A 19,116-nucleotide genomic window follows, 5' to 3' on the forward strand; every position below is an offset into this window, starting at 1 on the left:
AACAATTCCCTATCTAATCATTAAACTATTCAACCTCCATCTCTATTATACGATATTGACTTACTACCATCAAGAAACCGCTTTATTTTTTTAGCTTTTTATGGTATGATAGACAAAAGATCTAGGGGAAAACAATGACCAACGAATTTTTACATTTTGAAAAAATCAGTCGCCAGACTTGGCAATCTTTACATCGAAAGACAACACCTCCTTTGACAGAAGAGGAACTAGAATCCATAAAGAGTTTCAATGACCAGATTAGTCTGCAAGATGTGACAGATATTTATTTACCTTTAGCTCATCTCATCCAAATTTACAAACGCACCAAAGAGGATTTAGCCTTTTCTAAGGGGATTTTTCTCCAAAGAGAGAGTAAATCTCAACCCTTCATTATTGGAGTTTCAGGAAGTGTAGCTGTAGGAAAATCAACAACTAGCCGACTTATGCAAATCCTTCTCTCTCGTACAGTTACTGATGCTACTGTAGAATTGGTGACAACTGACGGCTTTCTCTATCCCAATCAAACCTTGATGGACCAAGATATCTTAAATCGCAAAGGTTTTCCTGAAAGTTATGATATGGAAGCTTTACTGGATTTTCTTGATCGCCTAAAGAATGGACAAGATGTCGATATTCCTGTCTATTCTCATGAAGTGTATGACATCGTTCCTGGAGAGAAACAACGTGTCAAAGCTGCTGACTTTGTTATTGTCGAAGGCATCAATGTCTTTCAAAACCCTCAAAATGAGCGCCTTTACATCACTGATTTCTTTGATTTCTCCATCTATGTGGATGCTGCTGTCGAGGACATTGAAAGTTGGTATCTGGATCGTTTCTTGAAACTACTCAGCTTTGCCCAAAATGACCCCAACAGCTACTACCACCGTTTTACACAAATGCCAATTGGAGAAGTTGAAGCCTTTGCACACCAGGTTTGGACCAGCATTAATCTCACAAATCTACAAAACTATATCGAACCAACAAGGAATCGCGCCGAGGTCATTCTCCACAAGACTAAAAACCATGAAATCGATGAAATTTACCTAAAAAAATAATTTCCCCTTGTCAAAACCTAAGTTTTCATATATAATGGTATAGTTAGTAAATATGGAGGTAAGAACATTGGCAAACATTAAATCAGCTATCAAACGCGCTGAATTGAACGTTAAACACAACGAAAAAAACTCAGCTCAAAAATCAGCTATGCGTACTGCTATCAAAGCTTTCGAAGCAAACCCTTCTGAAGAACTTTTCCGTGCTGCTAGCTCAGCTATCGACAAAGCAGAAACTAAAGGTTTGATTCATAAAAACAAAGCAAGCCGCGATAAAGCTCGTCTTTCAGCTAAACTTGCTAAATAAGAAACAGTCCATAGAGGCTGTTTTTTTGTCCTCTAGTCAGAAAAGGTAGAAAATGAAAATCGCAATTATAGGATATTCCGGAGCAGGCAAGTCAACCCTAGCTGAAAAATTATCAAACTACTACTCCATCCCCAAACTGCATATGGATACACTCCAATTTCAACCTGGTTGGCAAGACAGTGACCGCGAATGGATGCTGGGCGAGTTGAAAAACTTTCTCACAAAGCATGAAGCTTGGGTTATCGATGGCAACTACTCTTGGTGTTGCTATGAAGAAAGAATGCTGGAAGCTGACCAAATTATCTTTCTCAACTTTCCACCATGGACTTGTCTCTTTCGAGCCTTTAAACGGTATCTCACATATCGACGCAAGGTCAGAGAAAGTATGGCTGCAGGTTGCCCTGAACGCTTTGACTGGGAGTTTATCCGATGGATTCTCTGGGATGGACGGACAAAGAATGCCAAAGAACGTTATCAACGGGTTCAAGAAACCTATCTAGAGAAAGTAATTGTCCTCCAGTCTCAAAAGGAGATAGACCACTTCTTAGATAATCTCGTACATAACAAGAAAAACCAACGTGCCTAACGTTGGTTTTTTGCTTTTACCCAATCACACTTCCATTTGGTACAGCTGGATCCACTGTGAGAAGGGTTAATTGTCCATCATGTTCAGCTGAGAGAATCATCCCTTGGCTGACATATTTTTTCATCATCTTCCGTGGTTTGAGGTTAGCAACGATTTGTACCTTCTTGCCGACTAATTCTTGTTCGTTCGGATAGTATTTGGCAATTCCTGAGAGGATTTGACGGTCTTGACCATCACCAGCATCTAATCGGAATTGGAGCAACTTATCAGAACCTTCCACTTTAGAAACTTCTTTGACTTCTGCGACACGGATCTCAACCTTATCAAAGTCTTCAAACTTGATTTCATCCTTGTTTAGTTTGAGTTCAACTTCATCTGGATTCCATTCTTTTTCGACTGCTGGTTTATTGCCTTCCATTTGTCCCTTGATATAGGCGATTTCTTCTTCCATATCCAGACGTGGGAAGATTGGTGTCCCTTTGGCAACGACTGTTACACCTGCAGGGAAATCTGCCAAGCTCAAGTTCTCAAGACTTGCTACTTCTTCCAAACCAAGTTGAGTCAAGACTGCACGACTAGTTTCCATCATAAAGGGCTCAATCAAGTGAGCAACGACACGAAGGCTAGCTGCCAAATGGCTCATAACACTTGCTAATTGGTCGCGAAGGGCTTCATCCTTAGCCAAGACCCATGGGGCTGTCTCATCGATGTATTTGTTGGTACGAGAGATAAGAGTCCAGACTGCTTCCAGAGCACGTGGGTAGTCAACTGCTTCCATGTGTGTATGGTAGTCTGCGATAGATTGCTCTGCTACTTGAGCAAGAGCATTGTCAAATTCAGTCACACCTTCTACATAGGCTGGAATTTGCCCATCAAAGTACTTATTAATCATGGAAACTGTACGGTTAAGGAGGTTCCCTAGGTCATTTGCCAATTCATAGTTGATACGGCCTACATAGTCTTCAGGAGTGAAGGTTCCATCTGAACCAACTGGAAGGCTACGCATGAGGTAGTAACGAAGTGGATCGAGGCCATAGCGTTCTACCAGCATTTCAGGGTAAACGACATTCCCTTTAGACTTAGACATCTTGCCGTCTTTCATGACAAACCAACCGTGGGCAATCAAGCGGTCTGGCAATTTGATATCCAACATCATAAGAAGGATTGGCCAGTAGATGGAGTGGAAACGAAGGATGTCTTTTCCGACCATTTGGAAGACTGTTCCGTTCCAGAACTTGTCAAAGTTACCATGCTCATCTTGACCGTAACCAAGAGCTGTCGCATAGTTAAGGAGAGCATCAATCCAAACATAGACCACGTGTTTTGGATTTGATGGGACTGGTACTCCCCATGTAAAGGTTGTACGAGAAACTGCCAAATCTTCTAAACCTGGCTCGATGAAGTTGCGAAGCATTTCATTAAGGCGACCATCAGGAGTGATAAATTCAGGATGAGATTTGAAAAATTCAACCAAACGGTCTTGGTATTTGCTGAGGCGAAGGAAGTAAGACTCTTCTGAAACCCACTCCACTTCGTGACCTGATGGAGCGATACCGCCCGTCACATTTCCAGCTTCATCACGAAAGACTTCCGCAAGCTGGCTTTCTGTAAAGAATTCCTCATCTGAGACTGAATACCAACCAGAATATTCACCTAAATAGATGTCATCTTGAGCAAGTAAGCGTTCAAAGACTTGCGCCACTACTTTTTCATGGTAGTCATCCGTCGTACGGATAAATTTATCGTATGAGATATCGAGTAATTGCCAGAGTTCTTTGACTCCAACCGCCATGCCATCAACATAGGCTTGTGGTGTAATACCAGCTTCTTCTGCTTTTTGTTGAATCTTTTGACCATGCTCATCTAAACCTGTTAGATAAAAGACATCGTAGCCCATAAGACGTTTGTAACGTGCTAAGACATCACAAGCAATGGTTGTGTAGGCAGAACCGATATGAAGTTTACCAGATGGATAGTAAATCGGTGTTGTAATATAAAAATTCTTTTCAGACATAATATTTCCTTTCCAGGCTAATGAAACCTGTTTTTCTAACACTTCATTATATCATATTTTTAGTGATTTTCGATAGGAAAATCCATACAAAAAAAAGATAGACAAATGTCTATCTTTTTTTCTTGTTTATCTTATTCATAGCGAAGGGCTTCTATTGGATCAAGCTTAGAGGCTTTATTGGCCGGCAAGACTCCGAAAATCATACCAACGCTAGCTGACACAGCTAAGCTAAAGAGAGCAATTGGGAGGGAAACCCCAACTTCGATACCTGCAATCATATTTTGCAATAGGATACCCGCTAACATTGTTAAGCCTGCTGCACTTACTAGACCAATGACACCACCTAGCAAGGTCAAAATCATAGATTCAATCAAAAACTGTACTAAGATATTAGCCCGTGTAGCTCCAAGAGCCTTACGCAGGCCAATCTCACGCGTACGTTCTGTCACAGAAACCAACATGATATTCATAACACCTGTACCACCAACAAAGAGTGAAATCCCTGCAATGGCACTGATAACAGTGGTCATAAATCCAAATAGTTGTTGTACCTCTTGGAAGGCGGCAGTTGCATCCGCAACTTGGTACTCCCCTTGTTGAAGACCTGCAATCTCAGTCAGTTTTCGAGCCAACTCTGGACCCAAGGTCTGCGTTAGACTAGTATCATTGACACGAAAGACGATGTTCGAGATTTCATCAGTATTAAAATTAGCTGCGAGAGAGATATTGGTCGTAATTGGAAGACCACCAATCCCAAAAGCTTTAGCAGTTTTAGCTTCATTACTTGTATAAACGCCAATCACACGGTAACTAAATTCATTGACAGAGATGACTTGATTAACCGCAGCTTCTGGACTATCAAACAAACTCTTGGCTAGTTCTTCATCCAATAAAATCACACTGGCAAATTCCTTGTAGTCTTGTGGTCTTAGACTTCTACCAGCAACGATCTCATTTTCAACTGCGTTCATGTAGGTGCTATTTCCACCAGTCAAAGTCGCTCGTTCAACCTTCTTATCCTTATAAGACAGGGTAACGTTAGTCGAGTTGGTGACATAGTAACTGTCTACTCCTTTGAGTTTAGCAGCCTCCTTGACCCAAGACTCCAGTGGTTTTGGTGGTTCAACATAAACATCCTCTTCTTTCCCACTGACCGTCAAAGCGGATTGTTTCTGCGTAAAGGAGCCGTCCTTGCTCTTGATAGGAGAGAAAAAGACATGAATATCCTTCTGCGATTTGGTCATGTTTTTATTGACCTGACGAGACATGGAGTCTCCCAGAGCCATGATGACGACGACAGACGAAACTCCGATGATAATCCCAATCATGGTCAGAAAGGAACGCATCTTATGAGCCATGATGGATGAAAAGGCAAATTTCAGATTCTGCATCTTAGTTTTCCTCCTTTTCTACTGGGGCGCTGTCTGATGAGATAACACCATCGCGAATGACAATCTGGCGTTTGGCATAGGCAGCAATCTCAGGTTCATGCGTGACCATGATAATGGTTTTCCCTTCCTTGTTTAACTCCACCAACAGTTGCATGATTTGATTTCCTGTCTTGGTATCCAAGGCTCCTGTCGGTTCGTCAGCTAGGATGATAGATGGATTGTTTACCAAGGCACGCGCAATCGCTACACGTTGCTTTTGACCACCTGATAACTCGGAAGGCAAATGATGACTGCGCTCCGTTAGCTCAACCTTTTCCAGAAATTCCTCAGCCAATTTCCGTCGTTTTGAAGTCGAAACACCAGCGTAAATCAAGGGCAATTCGACATTTTGAAGCGCATTGAGTTTGGACAAGAGAAAGAACTGCTGAAAGACAAAGCCGATTTGCTGGTTGCGGACCTTGGCCAGTTGTTTCTCTCCAAGACCTGCAACTTCTTGACCTTCAAGATAGTACTCTCCACTGGTTGGTGTATCCAACATTCCGATGGTATTCATCAAGGTAGACTTACCAGAACCAGATGGTCCCATAATGGCAACAAACTCACCTTCATGAACTTCTAGACTGATATTTTTAAGGACCTGCAGTTCTTGGTCACCATTTCGATAACTTCTACAGATATTTTTGAGACTAATTAGTTTCTTCATCAGCCTTCACCTCTTTTCCTTCTTCCAAGGAAGATGTTGGATTACTGATGACCTTGGCTCCGTCTGTCAAACCTGAAGTAATTTCTTGGTTGTCTGCGTCCGCATTCCCCAAAGTAACTTCTACCTTCTTCGCTTTTTTCTGCTCGTCAACGATCCAGACATAGTTTTTGTCATTTTCGGTAACGACACTTGTTAAAGGAACAAGGATGGCCTTACTCTTATTTTTGACTTCCACACTGACAGAGAAGCCTTGTTTCAACTCACCGATATCGCTAGTCACATCAACAGTATAAGGGTACTTAGATCCAGTATTTCCTCCAAGGGCTGCATTTGCTGCTTCCCCGTTGTTTTTAGGATAATCAGAAATATAGCTGATTTTACCTGTCCAGCTCTTATCTTGATAAACCTTCGAAGTAAAGGTAACTTCTTGCCCAACAGAAAGATTAGCAAGGTTGTATTCAGACAACTCCCCTTTGACCTGCAAGTTTTCATTACTTACGACATGTACTACCACTTGACTATTACCTGTTGGCGATTTGGAAACATTACGATTAACTTCAACTACAGTCCCTTCTAGTGTACTGAGGACAGTTGCAGCATCTAGCTGAGCCTGAGCCTTGTTGAGTTGGGCAACAGCATCTGCACGATTATCCTTGGCATCACTGATTTGAGAATCAATAGAAGATACGGAAGAAGTCGCTGCTTGCGCTTGTTCTGGGAGTCCAGCTTCTGTTGGAACCTGTGAAGAAGCTGGTGTAGCTGATGCATTTTCACGAGCTTTGTTTAACTCCTCAATATGACGGTCTGCCTTTGCAACTGCACGATCGGCTGCATCATAGGCAGCTTGAGCATCTGCACTGCTGTATTTGACCAAAGCTTGCCCTTCTTCGACCTTGTCCCCGACTGAAACGAGAATTTCATCTAAATCTCCCTTACTAGCATCAAAATAAACGTATTGTTCATTTTTTGCTGTAACCGTACCTGACAAGAGAACCGATGAAGCAACAGAACCTTCCTTAGCAGTAACGATATGAGATGTTTCCTCCTTGACTGCTGACTGGGAAGGTTGTCTAAAAATCAAAATCCCCGCAGCACCGATAACAATAACACTGGCAATACCAATCGCTGTGTATAATTGCCATTTTTTTGCCTTCTTATTTCTTTTCATTTTTAAGCTCCTTTATTCTTTTGCCTTACAAAAACCATTATATCAGAAATACCGAGACCAAACAATGACAGTTCAGATGGAAACAATGACAATTCAGGATCATTATTTCGTTCGGCATTCGTTTATTGGATTATTGTTCTAGATATAGAATACAATATCTTTTTGAATTTAGCAAGCGTTTTTATATTTTTTTTATCGTAGCAGATTTTTGCATTCAAAAAATAAAAACGATAGAATATAACTATCAAAGCTATAAGGAGTTTTCTATGAGAGAATATGATATCATCGCCATTGGTGGAGGGAGCGGCGGCATCGCCACTATGAACCGAGCTGGTGAACACGGCGCTAAAGCAGCCGTTATCGAAGAGAAAAAATTAGGTGGAACTTGTGTCAATGTCGGCTGTGTTCCTAAAAAAATCATGTGGTATGGAGCGCAAATCGCTGAAAGCTTCCACCACTACGGCCCTGACTATGGTTTTACAAGTTCAGATGTTCAATTTGATTTCGCAAAACTTCGTCAAAATCGTGAAGCCTACATCGACCGTGCTCGCTCATCTTATGATGGAAGTTTCAAGCGCAACGGTGTTGATTTGATTGAAGGTCGTGCTCATTTCATTGATGCTCATACGGTCAGCGTTAATGGTGAATTGATTCGTGCCAAACATATCGTGATTGCGACTGGCGCTCGTCCAAGCATTCCAACTATCCCTGGAGCTGAACTTGGTGGTAGCTCAGACGATGTCTTTGCTTGGGAGCAACTTCCTGAATCTGTTGCGATTCTTGGAGCTGGCTATATCGCCGTTGAATTAGCAGGTGTTCTCCACGCACTAGGAGTAAAAACGGATTTGTTTGTCCGTCGTGATCGTCCCTTGCGCACTTTTGACAGCTACATCGTTGAAGGACTGGTCAATGAAATGGAAAAAACAGGTCTACCTTTACACACACACAAGGTACCAGCTAAACTAGAAAAATCAGAGCAAGGCATTACGATTCATTTCGAAGATGGTTCTAGTCACACTGCCAGCCAAGTTATCTGGGCTACCGGCCGCCGACCAATTGTAGACGGACTGGAGTTAGAAAAGGCCGGCGTTACACTCAACGAACGTGGATTTATCCAAGTGGATGAGTATCAAAATACAGTTGTAGATGGTATCTATGCCCTCGGAGACGTTACTGGTGAGAAGGAACTGACCCCAGTAGCCATCAAGGCAGGACGTACCCTATCTGAACGCCTCTTCAACGGGAAAACAAATGCTAAGATGGACTACACGACTATCCCTACTGTTGTCTTCTCCCACCCAGCAATCGGAACCGTTGGTTTAACTGAGGATCAAGCTATCAAAGAATACGGCCAAGATAACATCAAAATCTACAAGTCAAGCTTTGCATCTATGTACTCAGCCGTTACAAACCATCGTCAAGAATCTCGCTTCAAACTCATCACCGCCGGTGCTGACGAAAAAGTTGTTGGACTTCACGGACTTGGTTACGGAGTGGATGAGATGATTCAAGGATTCGCTGTGGCCATCAAGATGGGAGCAACCAAGGCGGACTTTGATGCTACAGTAGCTATCCACCCAACTACCTCGGAAGAATTTGTAATCATGCGCTAATTATCACAAGAGACCTCTTGAGGTCTCTTTTTACTTGTAAAATCGGCTGTTACAAAATTGTTACCTTGATTTCAAAAATAGGTTGACTTTTCTTTCTAGATTAGTATAATAGTTACTATAATTTTGAAAAGAGGTTAACAGTTTTGAAAAAAGCTCATATCTATGCTATCCCTGCTATCGGTGCTGCTCTCATCGCCGTATTGGCACAAATCAGTCTCCCTATCGGTCCTGTACCTTTCACTTTGCAAAACTTTGCAATCGGTCTGATTGCTACTGTTTTTAGACCCAGAGAAGCTGTTCTATCTGTAGCTCTCTATCTCTTGCTGGGTGCTATTGGTCTACCTGTCTTTGCAGGGGGTGGTGCAGGATTTCACGTTTTAATCGGCCCAAGTGCAGGTTATCTTTGGTTCGACCTTGTCTATGCTGGACTTACATCTTATCTCATCCATCAAAATAGTGGCTACATTCGCATTTTCCTAGCCAACCTCTTGGGTGACTCCCTCGTCTTTGTCGGAGGCATTCTCAGCCTCCACTTCCTAGCTGGTATGCCATTTGATCAGGCACTAGCTGTCGGTGTCCTTCCCTTTATCCTCCCTGATCTTGGTAAGATTATTGCCATTAGTTTCATTAGTCGTCCCCTACTCAAACGATTGAAAAGCCTTCCATATTTTTCAAGATAAAAGAATAGTCCAGAACCATTGTTCTGGACTATTTCCATTCTAAGAATCAACTGTACACTATTTAGATACTTGACTATTCTTATACCAGTATGAATATTAATCGTTTTATTCTTCAAATTATAGCTATTCAAAATATGCAAAGTAGAAAAGTATTCTAATTGATTCAAACCAAATATGCTTCCATTGATTTCGGAAGGTTGGCAATTGTATACTTTTCAGAAAACGCATTTTCACTGAGAGAGCTATATTTTATAAATTATTTGTGATACAATAGAGCTACCTAAAAGATTCAGAAAATTTAATGTTCATTGATTGTTTATATTAACTTTAACATTCTGATTTTTCTTCATTCAAAAATAACTGTAAATAATTATAAGAAGAAAGGTAATTCTATGGCAAAGAATACTCGTGAGCTAATCATTAGAGCTCTCATCACACTAGCTAAGAAAAATCCTCAGCGTAGTTCCTTTACAATGACTGAAATTGCTGCTGAAGCTGGTATTTCACGACAAGCGATTTATCAAAAGCATTTTAACAACTTTGAAGATATTATCGAATACATTCACGAAGAGACCAATCAGCACATTTTTAACGTCTTTAATAAGTTCTGCCCTAGCAATGATGGAGATCCTATCAGCTTTTTAGCAGACCATATACTTCCTCTCATATACGAAAAAAGGGAAGTTATTAACACCTTGTATACCACACAAGTCGACCCATGTTGGAAGGAATTTCTTCGTGGAACATACTCTGAATGGGTCCTCAAGAATGTCAATTACCAACTGAAATATAATTTTAATAAAGAAGACATCGCTTATATCATTACGACTATGGCAATCTCTTTCATTGAGGTCTGGATTCGTAAAGATAATCCAATTCCACCTGAAGAGTATAGAGAGACTTTCATTCAATTGGCTAAGACTTCTCTTTGTGACTATATCGTGTCCTAAAAAAAGAATCTTGAGTTCTACTCAAGATTTTTTTATTGTCCACCTTTAAAAGCATCAACCATTACCTGAAATTCTTCATTTGTAAGAGTAATTCCCTTGCCCATTTTAGTATGGTCTGGACTCCAAGAACGAATATCAAACTTTGCTGGTGATCCATTAAAGCTAACGCGATTTAGTTCTTTTGTCCATCCTTTGTCATTTTCAGACAAGGTGAGCAAGTGTTCTTCAATTTCAAATGTAAATTCTGCCATTTTAACTCCTTTATGTGATATGCTTTCTATAGTCTATTCGTAAAAATCTTGTGGTTTTTAAGAAAATTTTATATAATGTGGATATATAAGAAGGGAGGATTCTATGAGACAGACATTCAAACTAGTTCTAGATAAACTACATGGTTTTCTCAATGGGAATGATGATCATCCTCAAATTGAGGATAACTCCCTCTCTGCTATGATTGAACAAGCCATCCAGAAAAAGACGGCTGTTCATGTGATACTTGCTGAGACAAGTTTTACGGGTGATATTGTCAAACACGATGCTAATCGCCAACAAATTATCATCAAAAATTTTTCAAAAAACGTGACCCGAATCATTCGTATCAGTGATATTAAACGACTTCGTTTTGTTCCCTCAACTGTACAAAAAGCTCAGAAAAGTCTATTTAAGAAAGAGTGAGATGTTCTTTGCATCCCACTCTTTTTCTTAACGGATTTGTTCAAAATGAAGATGAACGGCGATATGGTCGCCATAACCACTTCTCTCCAAATCGCGTTGCAAACGATAAGAGATATAGTGTTCTGCAATTGTGATGTAACCAGCTCCAAGTAAGCGGTGTTCAACCATTGATTGGATCATGCTGATAGTGGCACGTTCTACTTTTGCTTCTTCCAAGTCCAAAACGACTTTTTTAGTAACTTGCGCTAGGTTTTGACGCAGGTCATCGGTCAAAACATAAACTGTTTGAGCTGCTTTTAGGACAGCTTGGTAAATTTTATCTGGATCAAATTCAGCAATTTCTCCATTACGTTTGATTACTTGCATAAGGTTCTCCTTTATTCTTTGTTTTCTTTGATTTCAGCCAGCATCTTTTCTTCTTCGGCTGTCAGTTGATAGTTTTCTAGCAGGTCAGGTCTGCGCTCGTAGGTTTTCTTTAGACTCTCATAGAGACGCCACTGGCGAATCTTTTCATGGTGCCCACTCATGAGCACATCTGGAACCACCATGCCACGATAGTCATAAGGGCGTGTATACTGAGGATATTCGAGAAGACCTGAAGAAAAGCTATCATCCTGGTGACTGGACTCCTTACCAATCACTTCTGGTATCAAGCGCACGGTCGCATCAATCATGGTCATGGCTGCCAATTCACCACCAGTCAAGACATAGTCTCCTAGAGAAATTTCATCGGTTACCAAGGTCTTGATCCGCTCGTCATACCCTTCATAGTGACCACAGATAAAGATAAGCTCCTCTTCCTGGGCCAAATCTTCAGCGTAAGCCTGATTGAACTGTTTCCCAGCAGGATCAAGAAGTATGACACGGGGATTTTTCTTTTCAATAGCATCAAAAGCATCGAAAATGGGTTGGGCTCGGAGCAACATCCCCTGACCGCCTCCGTAGGGCTCATCGTCAACATGACGGGCCTTTTCAGCGTATTCTCTGAAATTATGATACTGGATATCCAAGAGCCCTTTTTCTCGAGCCTTCCCAACAATCGAGTGTTCCAGCGGAGAAAACATCTCTGGAAAGAGGGTTAAAATATCAATCTTCATCATCTAACCCTTCTAAGATGTCCACATCAACCCGTTTGTTTGGAATATCAACATTGAGAACTACTGGCGGAATGTAAGGTAAAAGCAAATCACGCTTACCTTTTCGTTTGACCACCCAGACATCGTTGGCACCTGGTTGTAGGATTTCCTTGATAGTTCCTATCAAGTTATCTCCCTCGTAAACATCCAAACCGATAATCTCGTGATAGTAGAATTCACCATCATCTAAATCGTTCAAATCTTCCTCAGCGACCTTGAGACTATAGCCCTTGTACTTTTCAATCGCATTGATATGGTACATGTCTTTGAATTTGATAATGTCAAAGTTCTTATGCTTACGGCGGCTGGCGATGGTCACTGTTTGGACAAACTGATCTTTTTCATCAAATAAAGCCAGCTCTGCTCCCTTTTTAAATCGTTCTTCGGCAAAATCCGTAACAGACAAGACTCGCATCTCCCCCTGTAGACCCTGCGTATTGACGATTTTTCCAACATTAAAGTAGTTCATCTTGTCTCCTGTATCTATTTCTATCCTTTATTTTATCACGTTCCAGGGATTTTCACAAGTTGGATAGGTTCTATCTTACAAGGCTACTACTTCTTCAAAAAAATCACCAACTATCTGATTAAACTCTTTAGGGTGGTCATTCATCGGTTGGTGTTTGCTATCTGAAATCGTTACTTGACATGCATTGGGATTTAAAGCAATGATCCCATCATAGATTATTTTTAGGTGTTTGGGGAAATCATTTTCGCCTCTTACTAATAGCATGGGAGGATTTCCTTTATATCCTTCTATCTCATGGACTGCCAAGAAACCTGTGATTCCAAGATTCAAGAAAACATCTTGCCCAGTTTCTATAATGGCCGTCTTGACCAATTCTCTTGTGATAGGGTTATCAGTACACATTTTTGAGTTCTTATCAGCAATCACCTTCCAAGGAATCGTCTTGTACATAAGAGAACTATATTTGATTCGACCTCTTTCTTTCTCTGATAGGTATCGATGCTGTCCCCAACTATCTACCATGACCAAGGCTAGGACTCTTTCTGGATGGCGATAGGTATACTCTTGAAGTGGATTTCCTCCCCAAGAATGACCAACCAATATCACCTTATCCAACTGGAAATAGGACAAAATGGCATCTACATCTTGAACAGCACCTTCCAAGTCAGGTAGACCAACTTTCATAGGTGATTCACCCTGCCCTCTAACATTGACAAAATAGAGGTCAAATCCCTCAAAGGCATCATACTGGTGGGCCCACATCTGACTACGGCCACAAGCTCCATGATAGAAAATAATGTGGCCTTTATTTGCATTCCCAGGACGATGATAAACAACCAAATCACAATCTAATACTGGTATAATGTGACGTTCCAACATCTTGGGTTCTCTGTTATAAAAAGCAATAGCTTCAGCAATATCATTTGGCTTCATTACTACATTCGCTCCTCTTTATCCTGATATCATTCTTTGTATCTATTTTATCATGCTATATTAAAATCATGGTTTTCTAAACTTGATTTCATTAAAAATTTTGAATTTTCTGCATCATTTAGGTAAAGAAAAAGACTGCTAAGCAATCTTTACTTTTTTCTCATCAGATTCATGCCTAAAATTCCAGCAATAATCAGAGCAGCTCCTATCACATGGTAACTATAAATTGGTTCGTGGAGGATAAGAGCCCCAGCTAGAATGGTCAAAACTGTTCCAAGATTGCCAAAGACACTGACGGTTGATGCCCCGAGGCGAACAATAGCATAGATAGAGAGACTACCAGTAACTATAGAGGCTAAAATTCCCAAATAGAGGATGGAAAGCAGATAGGGTACCTGTCCAAGTGGCGCAAAGTAAGCTAATATGTTCCCCTCTAGATAGTGAGAGGTCATACTCAACGTATTAAAGGTGACGAAGCCAACAAATATCACAACAACTGTCATATCCATGGCCCGATAGCGACCTCCTTTAGCCTTGCTGAGAATATTGTTTATCGCATTGGCAAGAACAGATCCCAACATCAAGAGAAAGCCCAAGCTAGCAGTTTCCGTGCTAAAGTTCGCTCCTTTGCTAAGGAAGATGAAAACTACTCCTGCTACGGATAAAATTAAAAAGAACTTTTGCAGCAAACTTGTCTTTTCCTTGAGAAAGACCGATGCTAAAAGGAGTGTAAAAATTGGGACAAGAGCTTGTAAAATTCCCGCTTCAGAAGACGATATATACTGTAAGGCAAAAGATTGAAAAATAAAAAAGAGAAGTGGATAGAAAAGACTCATAGGAAGAATAGAAAGAATATCTTTTCTACTTAAACTCACTTTGATAAGTTTGGTTTGATGAAGGACGACCAATACAAAAGCTGCGATTGTATAGCGATGTGCCAAGTTTGTAAGAGGACTGGCATAGCCCAAAGCTATCTTAGTAAATAAAAAAGAAAAACCAATGATGGCTGAAAAGGATAAGGCTGCTAGGTAAGCTTTTGTTTTCTCGTTCATAGAATGTTACTCCCTTTAAAAATAGCTATTCTCAAGATTAATTGACTAGAATTCCTTAAAACTGTCTATCCATTTTAGCATAGTAAAATCCTAGATGCTATTTCTAGGATTGGTATTTTATTCCTTCTTTCACCGTTTATCTATTACATTAGCTAAAAAGGATTCAGCCAGTCTGATCTGCTTTTCTCGTTCTTTTCTTACAAGTTCTAGCTTGTCTGCCTCTTGGAGATTCCTTACTTTGATAGCATAATCCGCGGAAACGATGGCGTGTCCTCTCATATGGGCTGTTGAAATAGCTTGTACAAAGACTCTGGCAGCGTACTTAGCGATTTGATTTTGGGCATTTTTGGAGAGGAGATTTGCTGCGAAACCTGCTTTTCTCAACTCATGAGGTGAGAACTCATTTCTCAATCGTGCATCAAAAGCCTCATAAGTTTGCCGAATTATTTTATTTTTCTCACCTTCATCACCGATATCAATTAAAGATAAGAAATCTTGCGAGTTCTCTAATGCCCATCGAGCTAGTTCTTTCTGAGGAAGTCTATCCAGTATTTGTTCTAGCTCCAATCTTTTCTCAGAGTCATCCCAAATGGCAACTTTGTAAGGACTGGGTAGGTGATTCATTTTAGTCTTATAGGCAGTTCGTTCAAACTCATTCCATGCATAATCCTCAGGTTTCATTGCTTTCTCTATTCTTTCTTACTAGCTAGCGTAAGCTAGGAGAAACCTTTCATATTAGTGAAAAGAGATTACTCCTAGTTCTCTTGGAAGTTATCCAAAAATCCTTCCAAATCTTGTTTGTGCTGATACTTAATGGCTGCTTTTTTATCTTTGTCAAAAATGATTTTGGTTAGGTCAATATCGTTGATAGCCGCAATAGCGACCGTGTAGTGAATAATATCAGCTAGTTCTTTGGCTAGTTCGTCATTTGAGTCCTGGACGCCCTCTTTTCGACCAGAGCGCCCATTCAAGACCTCAGCTACTTCTCCGACTTCCTCCACTAGTTTGATAAAGAGTCCTTCCTCCGTTCGAGATTGCTGGTAATGTTCGAGTAAGTAAGCTTGTAATTGTCTAAACGTTAAATCCATCATCTTCTCCTCCTCAAAAAAAAGCGAGACATCAGTCCCGCTTTCTTTATTTTTCATCGATAACGATTCTTACTTTTTTGTCTTCAGTTGGGACAGAGTAGACAATCGTTCTTATCGCTGAGATAGTGCGACCCTTACGACCGATAACACGACCGACATCGCTTTGGTCAAGATCCAAGTGATACTCCAAAAACTCTGGTGTGTCTTCAATCTTGATAGTTAAGGCATCAGGTTGTGAAATCAAAGGTTTCACAATCGCAATAATGAGATTTTCAATCGTATCCATCTGTCAACCTACTTTAAACTTATTTTGAGAATTTAGAATCGTGGAATTTTTTCAATACGCCTTCTTTTGAAAGGATGTTGCGAACTGTATCTGAAGGTTGAGCTCCATCAGCCAACCATGCAAGAACGCGGTCTTCTTTCAAAGTTACTTGGTTTTCAGCAACAAGTGGGTTGTAAGTCCCAACTGTTTCGATGAAACGTCCGTCACGTGGTGAACGTGAGTCTGCTACGTTGATACGGTAGAAAGGTTTTTTCTTAGAACCCATACGAGTCAAACGGATTTTAACTGCCATTTTTTAATGTCTCTTTTCTTATTTTTTATTTCGGTGAAATAGCTGAGCTATTTAGCACATGTTCTATTATAGCAGATTTCTGACAGGTGTCAAGAAAAAAACTTGACAGAGTTTTAATTTTTTACTACTAGAAATTTTTAGTAAAATCATTAACATTTGAAATCACCTCTCTTTTAGGGTACAATGGTAGAAATGAATTTTTGAGAGGAAAACAATGAAAAAACTAGCAACCCTTCTTTTACTATCAACTGTTGCTCTTGCTGGATGTACTAGTATCCAACGTGGTCTCCGTGGTGATGACTATGTCGACTCTAGCATCTCAGCTGAAGAAAGTTCTAAAGCAGCTGCTCAGGCTGCCAAAGATTTGAATGACGCTTTGACCAATGAAAATGCCAACTTCCCTCAACTTTCTAAAGAAGTTGCTGAAGATGAAGCCGAGGTCATTTTACACACAAATCAAGGCGATATCCGCATCAAACTCTTTCCAAAACTAGCACCTCTAGCAGTTGAAAACTTCCTCACTCATGCCAAAGAAGGCTACTATAACGGCATCACCTTCCACCGTGTCATTGATGGCTTTATGGTCCAAACTGGAGATCCTAAGGGAGATGGTACAGGGGGCCAATCTATCTGGCATGATAAGGACAAAACAAAGGACAAGGGAACTGGTTTCAAAAATGAAATCTCTCCTTACCTATACAATATCCGAGGAGCCCTTGCTATGGCTAACACTGGTCAACCAAACACCAACGGTAGCCAATTCTTCATCAATCAAAACTCAACAGATATTTCTGCTAAACTCCCTACCAGCAAATATCCTAAGAAAATCATCGAAGCCTATAAAGAAGGTGGAAATCCAAGTCTAGACGGCAAACACCCTGTCTTTGGTCAAGTCATCGATGGCATGGATGTTGTTGACAAGATTGCCAAAGCTGAAAAAGATGAGAAAGACAAACCAACGTCTGCTATCACCATTGATAGTATCGAAGTGGTGAAAGACTACGACTTCAGCAAAAAATAAACAATTTAAATAGGAGGAGATAAGGATATGATTCTATTTTGGGGTTCTAAAGGTTATGTAAAAGAATTAGGACATACACAAAATTCTATTGAGTGCGGACACTGCAACAATACAGACACTTGGGAAATTGTGGAAACTGGACGCAAGTTCACACTCTACTGGATTCCACTTTTTCCTTACGGCAAAACTTATTTCGTTTCTTGCCCGATTTGTCACTACGGAAAAGAAATCCAAAAATCCGAAATGGAACAATATCTAAACTATTAAAAAGGATAGGTCATAGGGTCTATCTTTTTAATTGATCTTTCCATATAAGCGCTCTATTTTCTTCTCCACTTATGATATAATACAGTTAACAGTAACAAAAGGAGGCTCTCCTATGAAACCATATAAAATAAGCTTGATACGACTTTGCTTGGTCTTATTAGGATATTTACTCTATAATCTAGTTTTTTTTGCTCCCTTCTATTCATCAGGTTATGCTTTTTTCATTCTACCGCCTGTATTCTTTTTAGCAATAGCTTTAATCCTTTTAGGTAATTTTTTTGCCTTCAGAGATCCTCTGAAATTAAAATCAAGCTTTAAAGATAATCAGCTAGTCCAAAAGACTAGTAATATACAAGTGATTTTAGCGACTTTAGGAGTCTGCTTACAATTATCAAATATAGTATATCTAAGTTTGTGGTCAATCAATTATATTTATAATTTCCTAATGTTGTTTACCGTTAGTCTCCTATACTCTATTATCTTCTTTATTGGAAACTTTCAAAAAACGAAGCTCAATCAAGATAACAAGTCTTCTAACAAATCAAGTTTTGTTTTTGGAACTATAGTCTTTTTGTTATGTAATTTATTGTTAGTCAACAATAGCAAAGTTTCGTTATGGGGCTCGACTGTTCAATATGTACAAGACTTTAAAGACTTTGGCCTAAAAGGAAAAGTCGAAGTATATGAGAAAGAACATTTAAATGAGCCTTATAACGGAACTCTTACTACTTTATTCTATAATGAGACTTTATCGAACGGAGAAAATTTTATCGATTATATTTATGTTTCTGATGTTCATAATGGAACACACGTGACAACATTAGATGAAAAGGCCAAGGAAGAAATTCGTTCCTATCTGGAAAACGATGCGGAAAGGGAGTTATTTGATAAAGTTACACTTGAACAATTTGAATTTGTCTTAAAGGTCTACGAAGAAAGAATAAGAGATCTAAAACTAAAAGATGATATAGTGACTAAACTTAATGAGGCAGTTGGTTTCAAATTACTAGAGAATAATTCTGTCGAGATTACACCAGCTGACAAAAGAAAATTTTATAGTATTCTTATTAAAGAGGCTGTTAAAAATAGAGAAAATGGAGATACAGATATTGCAGGATTTTACAATATCGATATTAACAAACATATCAACAATAAATCTCTAATCATTTCTATCAAGTACTTAAATTTCAGTATAATCGAGGATAGACAAAATCATAAAAATGATAATCGTGTAGACTACTTAAAAGATAAATTAACATCACTTCCAGTCGGAACTCTATCAGATGGTATCTATAGATTCATTTTTAGCACTTTATCTGACGGTAAATATACCGACGTCACCATCACTATGGTTGTTGAAAATGGTAAGAGTTACTTGGAAAAAGATAGTCTTAAGCAACTAAATCATAACCACCCGTCTAACGGGTGGTTTG

At 39.8% G+C, this 19,116-nt stretch carries 24 protein-coding genes; 10 read left to right on the plus strand and 14 right to left on the minus strand.

What is annotated here, in order from left to right; translation table 11 throughout:
• Positions 1-134 precede the first annotated feature (134 nt).
• The 3 genes from coaA to HMPREF2853_RS07095 all read left to right on the plus strand — a co-directional run bounded on the left by coaA (position 135) and on the right by HMPREF2853_RS07095 (position 1,945).
• Positions 135-1,055, plus strand: coding sequence for a type I pantothenate kinase (gene coaA / locus HMPREF2853_RS07085; protein WP_070535429.1), 921 nt, complete (start codon positions 135-137; stop codon positions 1,053-1,055).
• Between the two features lie 67 nt (positions 1,056-1,122).
• On the plus strand, positions 1,123-1,359 hold the full coding sequence (gene rpsT / locus HMPREF2853_RS07090) for a 30S ribosomal protein S20 (protein WP_002895661.1): 237 nt from the start codon (positions 1,123-1,125) through the stop codon (positions 1,357-1,359).
• A 52-nt stretch (positions 1,360-1,411) separates the two neighbouring features.
• A complete protein-coding gene (locus HMPREF2853_RS07095; protein ID WP_000684209.1) occupies positions 1,412-1,945 on the plus strand; it encodes a DNA topology modulation protein in 534 nt (177 codons plus the stop codon).
• A 16-nt stretch (positions 1,946-1,961) separates the two neighbouring features.
• Here HMPREF2853_RS07095 and metG read toward each other — a convergent pair whose 3' ends face one another.
• The 4 genes from metG to HMPREF2853_RS07115 all read right to left on the minus strand — a co-directional run bounded on the left by metG (position 1,962) and on the right by HMPREF2853_RS07115 (position 7,221).
• On the minus strand, positions 1,962-3,959 hold the full coding sequence (metG, locus tag HMPREF2853_RS07100) for a methionine--tRNA ligase (RefSeq protein WP_070535431.1): 1,998 nt from the start codon (positions 3,957-3,959) through the stop codon (positions 1,962-1,964).
• Between the two features lie 131 nt (positions 3,960-4,090).
• The gene (locus HMPREF2853_RS07105) at positions 4,091-5,350 is read right to left on the minus strand and encodes an ABC transporter permease (RefSeq protein WP_049550360.1); all 1,260 of its coding nucleotides are present in this window, start codon (positions 5,348-5,350) and stop codon (positions 4,091-4,093) included.
• Position 5,351: 1 nt separating this feature from the next.
• Positions 5,352-6,053: an ABC transporter ATP-binding protein gene (locus HMPREF2853_RS07110; protein ID WP_049550361.1), complete on the minus strand. Its 702-nt coding sequence runs from the start codon at positions 6,051-6,053 to the stop codon at positions 5,352-5,354.
• Positions 6,037-7,221 (minus strand): efflux RND transporter periplasmic adaptor subunit, encoded by a 1,185-nt coding sequence (locus HMPREF2853_RS07115; RefSeq protein WP_000827872.1) that lies wholly within the window; start codon positions 7,219-7,221, stop codon positions 6,037-6,039. Before HMPREF2853_RS07115 ends, HMPREF2853_RS07110 begins: the two co-directional genes overlap by 17 nt.
• A gap of 266 nt (positions 7,222-7,487) precedes the next feature.
• Between HMPREF2853_RS07115 and gor the strand changes: the two genes are divergently transcribed.
• The 3 genes from gor to HMPREF2853_RS07130 all read left to right on the plus strand — a co-directional run bounded on the left by gor (position 7,488) and on the right by HMPREF2853_RS07130 (position 10,464).
• Entirely contained in the window at positions 7,488-8,834 is a 1,347-nt protein-coding gene (gene gor / locus HMPREF2853_RS07120) for a glutathione-disulfide reductase (RefSeq protein WP_001209551.1), read from the plus strand.
• Positions 8,835-8,977: 143 nt separating this feature from the next.
• Entirely contained in the window at positions 8,978-9,514 is a 537-nt protein-coding gene (locus HMPREF2853_RS07125; protein ID WP_000709009.1) for a biotin transporter BioY, read from the plus strand.
• Positions 9,515-9,906: 392 nt separating this feature from the next.
• On the plus strand, positions 9,907-10,464 hold the full coding sequence (locus tag HMPREF2853_RS07130) for a TetR/AcrR family transcriptional regulator (protein ID WP_007522198.1): 558 nt from the start codon (positions 9,907-9,909) through the stop codon (positions 10,462-10,464).
• Between the two features lie 32 nt (positions 10,465-10,496).
• Here the strand turns inward: HMPREF2853_RS07130 and HMPREF2853_RS07135 are convergent, their stop codons facing one another.
• Positions 10,497-10,715 (minus strand): YdbC family protein, encoded by a 219-nt coding sequence (locus HMPREF2853_RS07135; RefSeq protein ID WP_000807421.1) that lies wholly within the window; start codon positions 10,713-10,715, stop codon positions 10,497-10,499.
• Between the two features lie 103 nt (positions 10,716-10,818).
• On the opposite strand from HMPREF2853_RS07135, the gene HMPREF2853_RS07140 reads away from it, so the two are divergent.
• Positions 10,819-11,139 (plus strand): hypothetical protein, encoded by a 321-nt coding sequence (locus tag HMPREF2853_RS07140; RefSeq protein ID WP_001250028.1) that lies wholly within the window; start codon positions 10,819-10,821, stop codon positions 11,137-11,139.
• Between the two features lie 27 nt (positions 11,140-11,166).
• Here HMPREF2853_RS07140 and HMPREF2853_RS07145 read toward each other — a convergent pair whose 3' ends face one another.
• The 9 genes from HMPREF2853_RS07145 to rpsP form a co-directional block, all read right to left on the minus strand.
• Positions 11,167-11,505 carry an ATP cone domain-containing protein gene (locus HMPREF2853_RS07145; RefSeq protein ID WP_001196045.1) on the minus strand — a complete coding sequence of 113 codons (339 nt, stop codon included), beginning with the start codon at positions 11,503-11,505 and terminating at the stop codon, positions 11,167-11,169.
• Between the two features lie 11 nt (positions 11,506-11,516).
• On the minus strand, positions 11,517-12,236 hold the full coding sequence (gene trmD / locus HMPREF2853_RS07150) for a tRNA (guanosine(37)-N1)-methyltransferase TrmD (protein WP_002881193.1): 720 nt from the start codon (positions 12,234-12,236) through the stop codon (positions 11,517-11,519).
• On the minus strand, positions 12,226-12,744 hold the full coding sequence (gene rimM / locus HMPREF2853_RS07155) for a ribosome maturation factor RimM (RefSeq protein WP_001105904.1): 519 nt from the start codon (positions 12,742-12,744) through the stop codon (positions 12,226-12,228). Before rimM ends, trmD begins: the two co-directional genes overlap by 11 nt.
• 75 nt (positions 12,745-12,819) lie before the next feature.
• Positions 12,820-13,677: an alpha/beta fold hydrolase gene (locus tag HMPREF2853_RS07160; RefSeq protein ID WP_000803906.1), complete on the minus strand. Its 858-nt coding sequence runs from the start codon at positions 13,675-13,677 to the stop codon at positions 12,820-12,822.
• 149 nt (positions 13,678-13,826) lie between these two features.
• Entirely contained in the window at positions 13,827-14,729 is a 903-nt protein-coding gene (locus tag HMPREF2853_RS07165) for a DMT family transporter (protein ID WP_070535433.1), read from the minus strand.
• 129 nt (positions 14,730-14,858) lie between these two features.
• Entirely contained in the window at positions 14,859-15,410 is a 552-nt protein-coding gene (locus tag HMPREF2853_RS07170; protein ID WP_000801504.1) for a putative immunity protein, read from the minus strand.
• 74 nt (positions 15,411-15,484) lie between these two features.
• Positions 15,485-15,820, minus strand: coding sequence for a MazG nucleotide pyrophosphohydrolase domain-containing protein (locus HMPREF2853_RS07175; protein WP_025171532.1), 336 nt, complete (start codon positions 15,818-15,820; stop codon positions 15,485-15,487).
• A 43-nt stretch (positions 15,821-15,863) separates the two neighbouring features.
• Positions 15,864-16,103 (minus strand): RNA-binding protein KphA, encoded by a 240-nt coding sequence (kphA, locus tag HMPREF2853_RS07180; protein WP_000379617.1) that lies wholly within the window; start codon positions 16,101-16,103, stop codon positions 15,864-15,866.
• Between the two features lie 19 nt (positions 16,104-16,122).
• Positions 16,123-16,395, minus strand: a complete 273-nt coding sequence (gene rpsP, locus HMPREF2853_RS07185) for a 30S ribosomal protein S16 (RefSeq protein WP_000268760.1) — start codon at positions 16,393-16,395, stop codon at positions 16,123-16,125.
• Positions 16,396-16,609: 214 nt separating this feature from the next.
• Between rpsP and HMPREF2853_RS07190 the strand changes: the two genes are divergently transcribed.
• The 3 genes from HMPREF2853_RS07190 to HMPREF2853_RS07200 form a co-directional block, all read left to right on the plus strand.
• Positions 16,610-17,416, plus strand: coding sequence for a peptidylprolyl isomerase (locus HMPREF2853_RS07190; protein ID WP_000731930.1), 807 nt, complete (start codon positions 16,610-16,612; stop codon positions 17,414-17,416).
• 27 nt (positions 17,417-17,443) lie between these two features.
• On the plus strand, positions 17,444-17,683 hold the full coding sequence (locus HMPREF2853_RS07195; protein ID WP_000600222.1) for a zinc-ribbon domain-containing protein: 240 nt from the start codon (positions 17,444-17,446) through the stop codon (positions 17,681-17,683).
• A 112-nt stretch (positions 17,684-17,795) separates the two neighbouring features.
• Positions 17,796-19,116 (plus strand): hypothetical protein (locus tag HMPREF2853_RS07200; protein ID WP_070535434.1); only part of this gene is annotated, 1,321 nt, incomplete at its 3' end.

The sequence above is a fragment of the Streptococcus sp. HMSC077F03 genome (genome assembly GCF_001812375.1).
GTDB classification, from domain to species: domain Bacteria; phylum Bacillota; class Bacilli; order Lactobacillales; family Streptococcaceae; genus Streptococcus; species Streptococcus oralis_S.

Excerpts from the sequence above, each read along its gene's own strand:
- HMPREF2853_RS07110 (WP_049550361.1), bottom strand. The coding sequence starts at position 6,053 with ATGAAGAAACTAATTAGTCTCAAAAATATCTGTAGAAGTTATCGAAAT.
- HMPREF2853_RS07140 (WP_001250028.1), top strand. The coding sequence starts at position 10,819 with ATGAGACAGACATTCAAACTAGTTCTAGATAAACTACATGGTTTTCTC.
- gor (WP_001209551.1), top strand. The coding sequence starts at position 7,488 with ATGAGAGAATATGATATCATCGCCATTGGTGGAGGGAGCGGCGGCATC.
- kphA (WP_000379617.1), bottom strand. The coding sequence starts at position 16,103 with ATGGATACGATTGAAAATCTCATTATTGCGATTGTGAAACCTTTGATT.
- HMPREF2853_RS07175 (WP_025171532.1), bottom strand. The coding sequence starts at position 15,820 with ATGATGGATTTAACGTTTAGACAATTACAAGCTTACTTACTCGAACAT.
- HMPREF2853_RS07160 (WP_000803906.1), bottom strand. The coding sequence starts at position 13,677 with ATGAAGCCAAATGATATTGCTGAAGCTATTGCTTTTTATAACAGAGAA.
- HMPREF2853_RS07105 (WP_049550360.1), bottom strand. The coding sequence starts at position 5,350 with ATGCAGAATCTGAAATTTGCCTTTTCATCCATCATGGCTCATAAGATG.
- HMPREF2853_RS07190 (WP_000731930.1), top strand. The coding sequence starts at position 16,610 with ATGAAAAAACTAGCAACCCTTCTTTTACTATCAACTGTTGCTCTTGCT.
- HMPREF2853_RS07095 (WP_000684209.1), top strand. The coding sequence starts at position 1,412 with ATGAAAATCGCAATTATAGGATATTCCGGAGCAGGCAAGTCAACCCTA.
- rpsP (WP_000268760.1), bottom strand. The coding sequence starts at position 16,395 with ATGGCAGTTAAAATCCGTTTGACTCGTATGGGTTCTAAGAAAAAACCT.
- trmD (WP_002881193.1), bottom strand. The coding sequence starts at position 12,236 with ATGAAGATTGATATTTTAACCCTCTTTCCAGAGATGTTTTCTCCGCTG.
- rimM (WP_001105904.1), bottom strand. The coding sequence starts at position 12,744 with ATGAACTACTTTAATGTTGGAAAAATCGTCAATACGCAGGGTCTACAG.
- HMPREF2853_RS07195 (WP_000600222.1), top strand. The coding sequence starts at position 17,444 with ATGATTCTATTTTGGGGTTCTAAAGGTTATGTAAAAGAATTAGGACAT.
- metG (WP_070535431.1), bottom strand. The coding sequence starts at position 3,959 with ATGTCTGAAAAGAATTTTTATATTACAACACCGATTTACTATCCATCT.
- coaA (WP_070535429.1), top strand. The coding sequence starts at position 135 with ATGACCAACGAATTTTTACATTTTGAAAAAATCAGTCGCCAGACTTGG.
- HMPREF2853_RS07170 (WP_000801504.1), bottom strand. The coding sequence starts at position 15,410 with ATGAAACCTGAGGATTATGCATGGAATGAGTTTGAACGAACTGCCTAT.
- HMPREF2853_RS07135 (WP_000807421.1), bottom strand. The coding sequence starts at position 10,715 with ATGGCAGAATTTACATTTGAAATTGAAGAACACTTGCTCACCTTGTCT.
- HMPREF2853_RS07115 (WP_000827872.1), bottom strand. The coding sequence starts at position 7,221 with ATGAAAAGAAATAAGAAGGCAAAAAAATGGCAATTATACACAGCGATT.
- HMPREF2853_RS07130 (WP_007522198.1), top strand. The coding sequence starts at position 9,907 with ATGGCAAAGAATACTCGTGAGCTAATCATTAGAGCTCTCATCACACTA.
- HMPREF2853_RS07165 (WP_070535433.1), bottom strand. The coding sequence starts at position 14,729 with ATGAACGAGAAAACAAAAGCTTACCTAGCAGCCTTATCCTTTTCAGCC.
- HMPREF2853_RS07145 (WP_001196045.1), bottom strand. The coding sequence starts at position 11,505 with ATGCAAGTAATCAAACGTAATGGAGAAATTGCTGAATTTGATCCAGAT.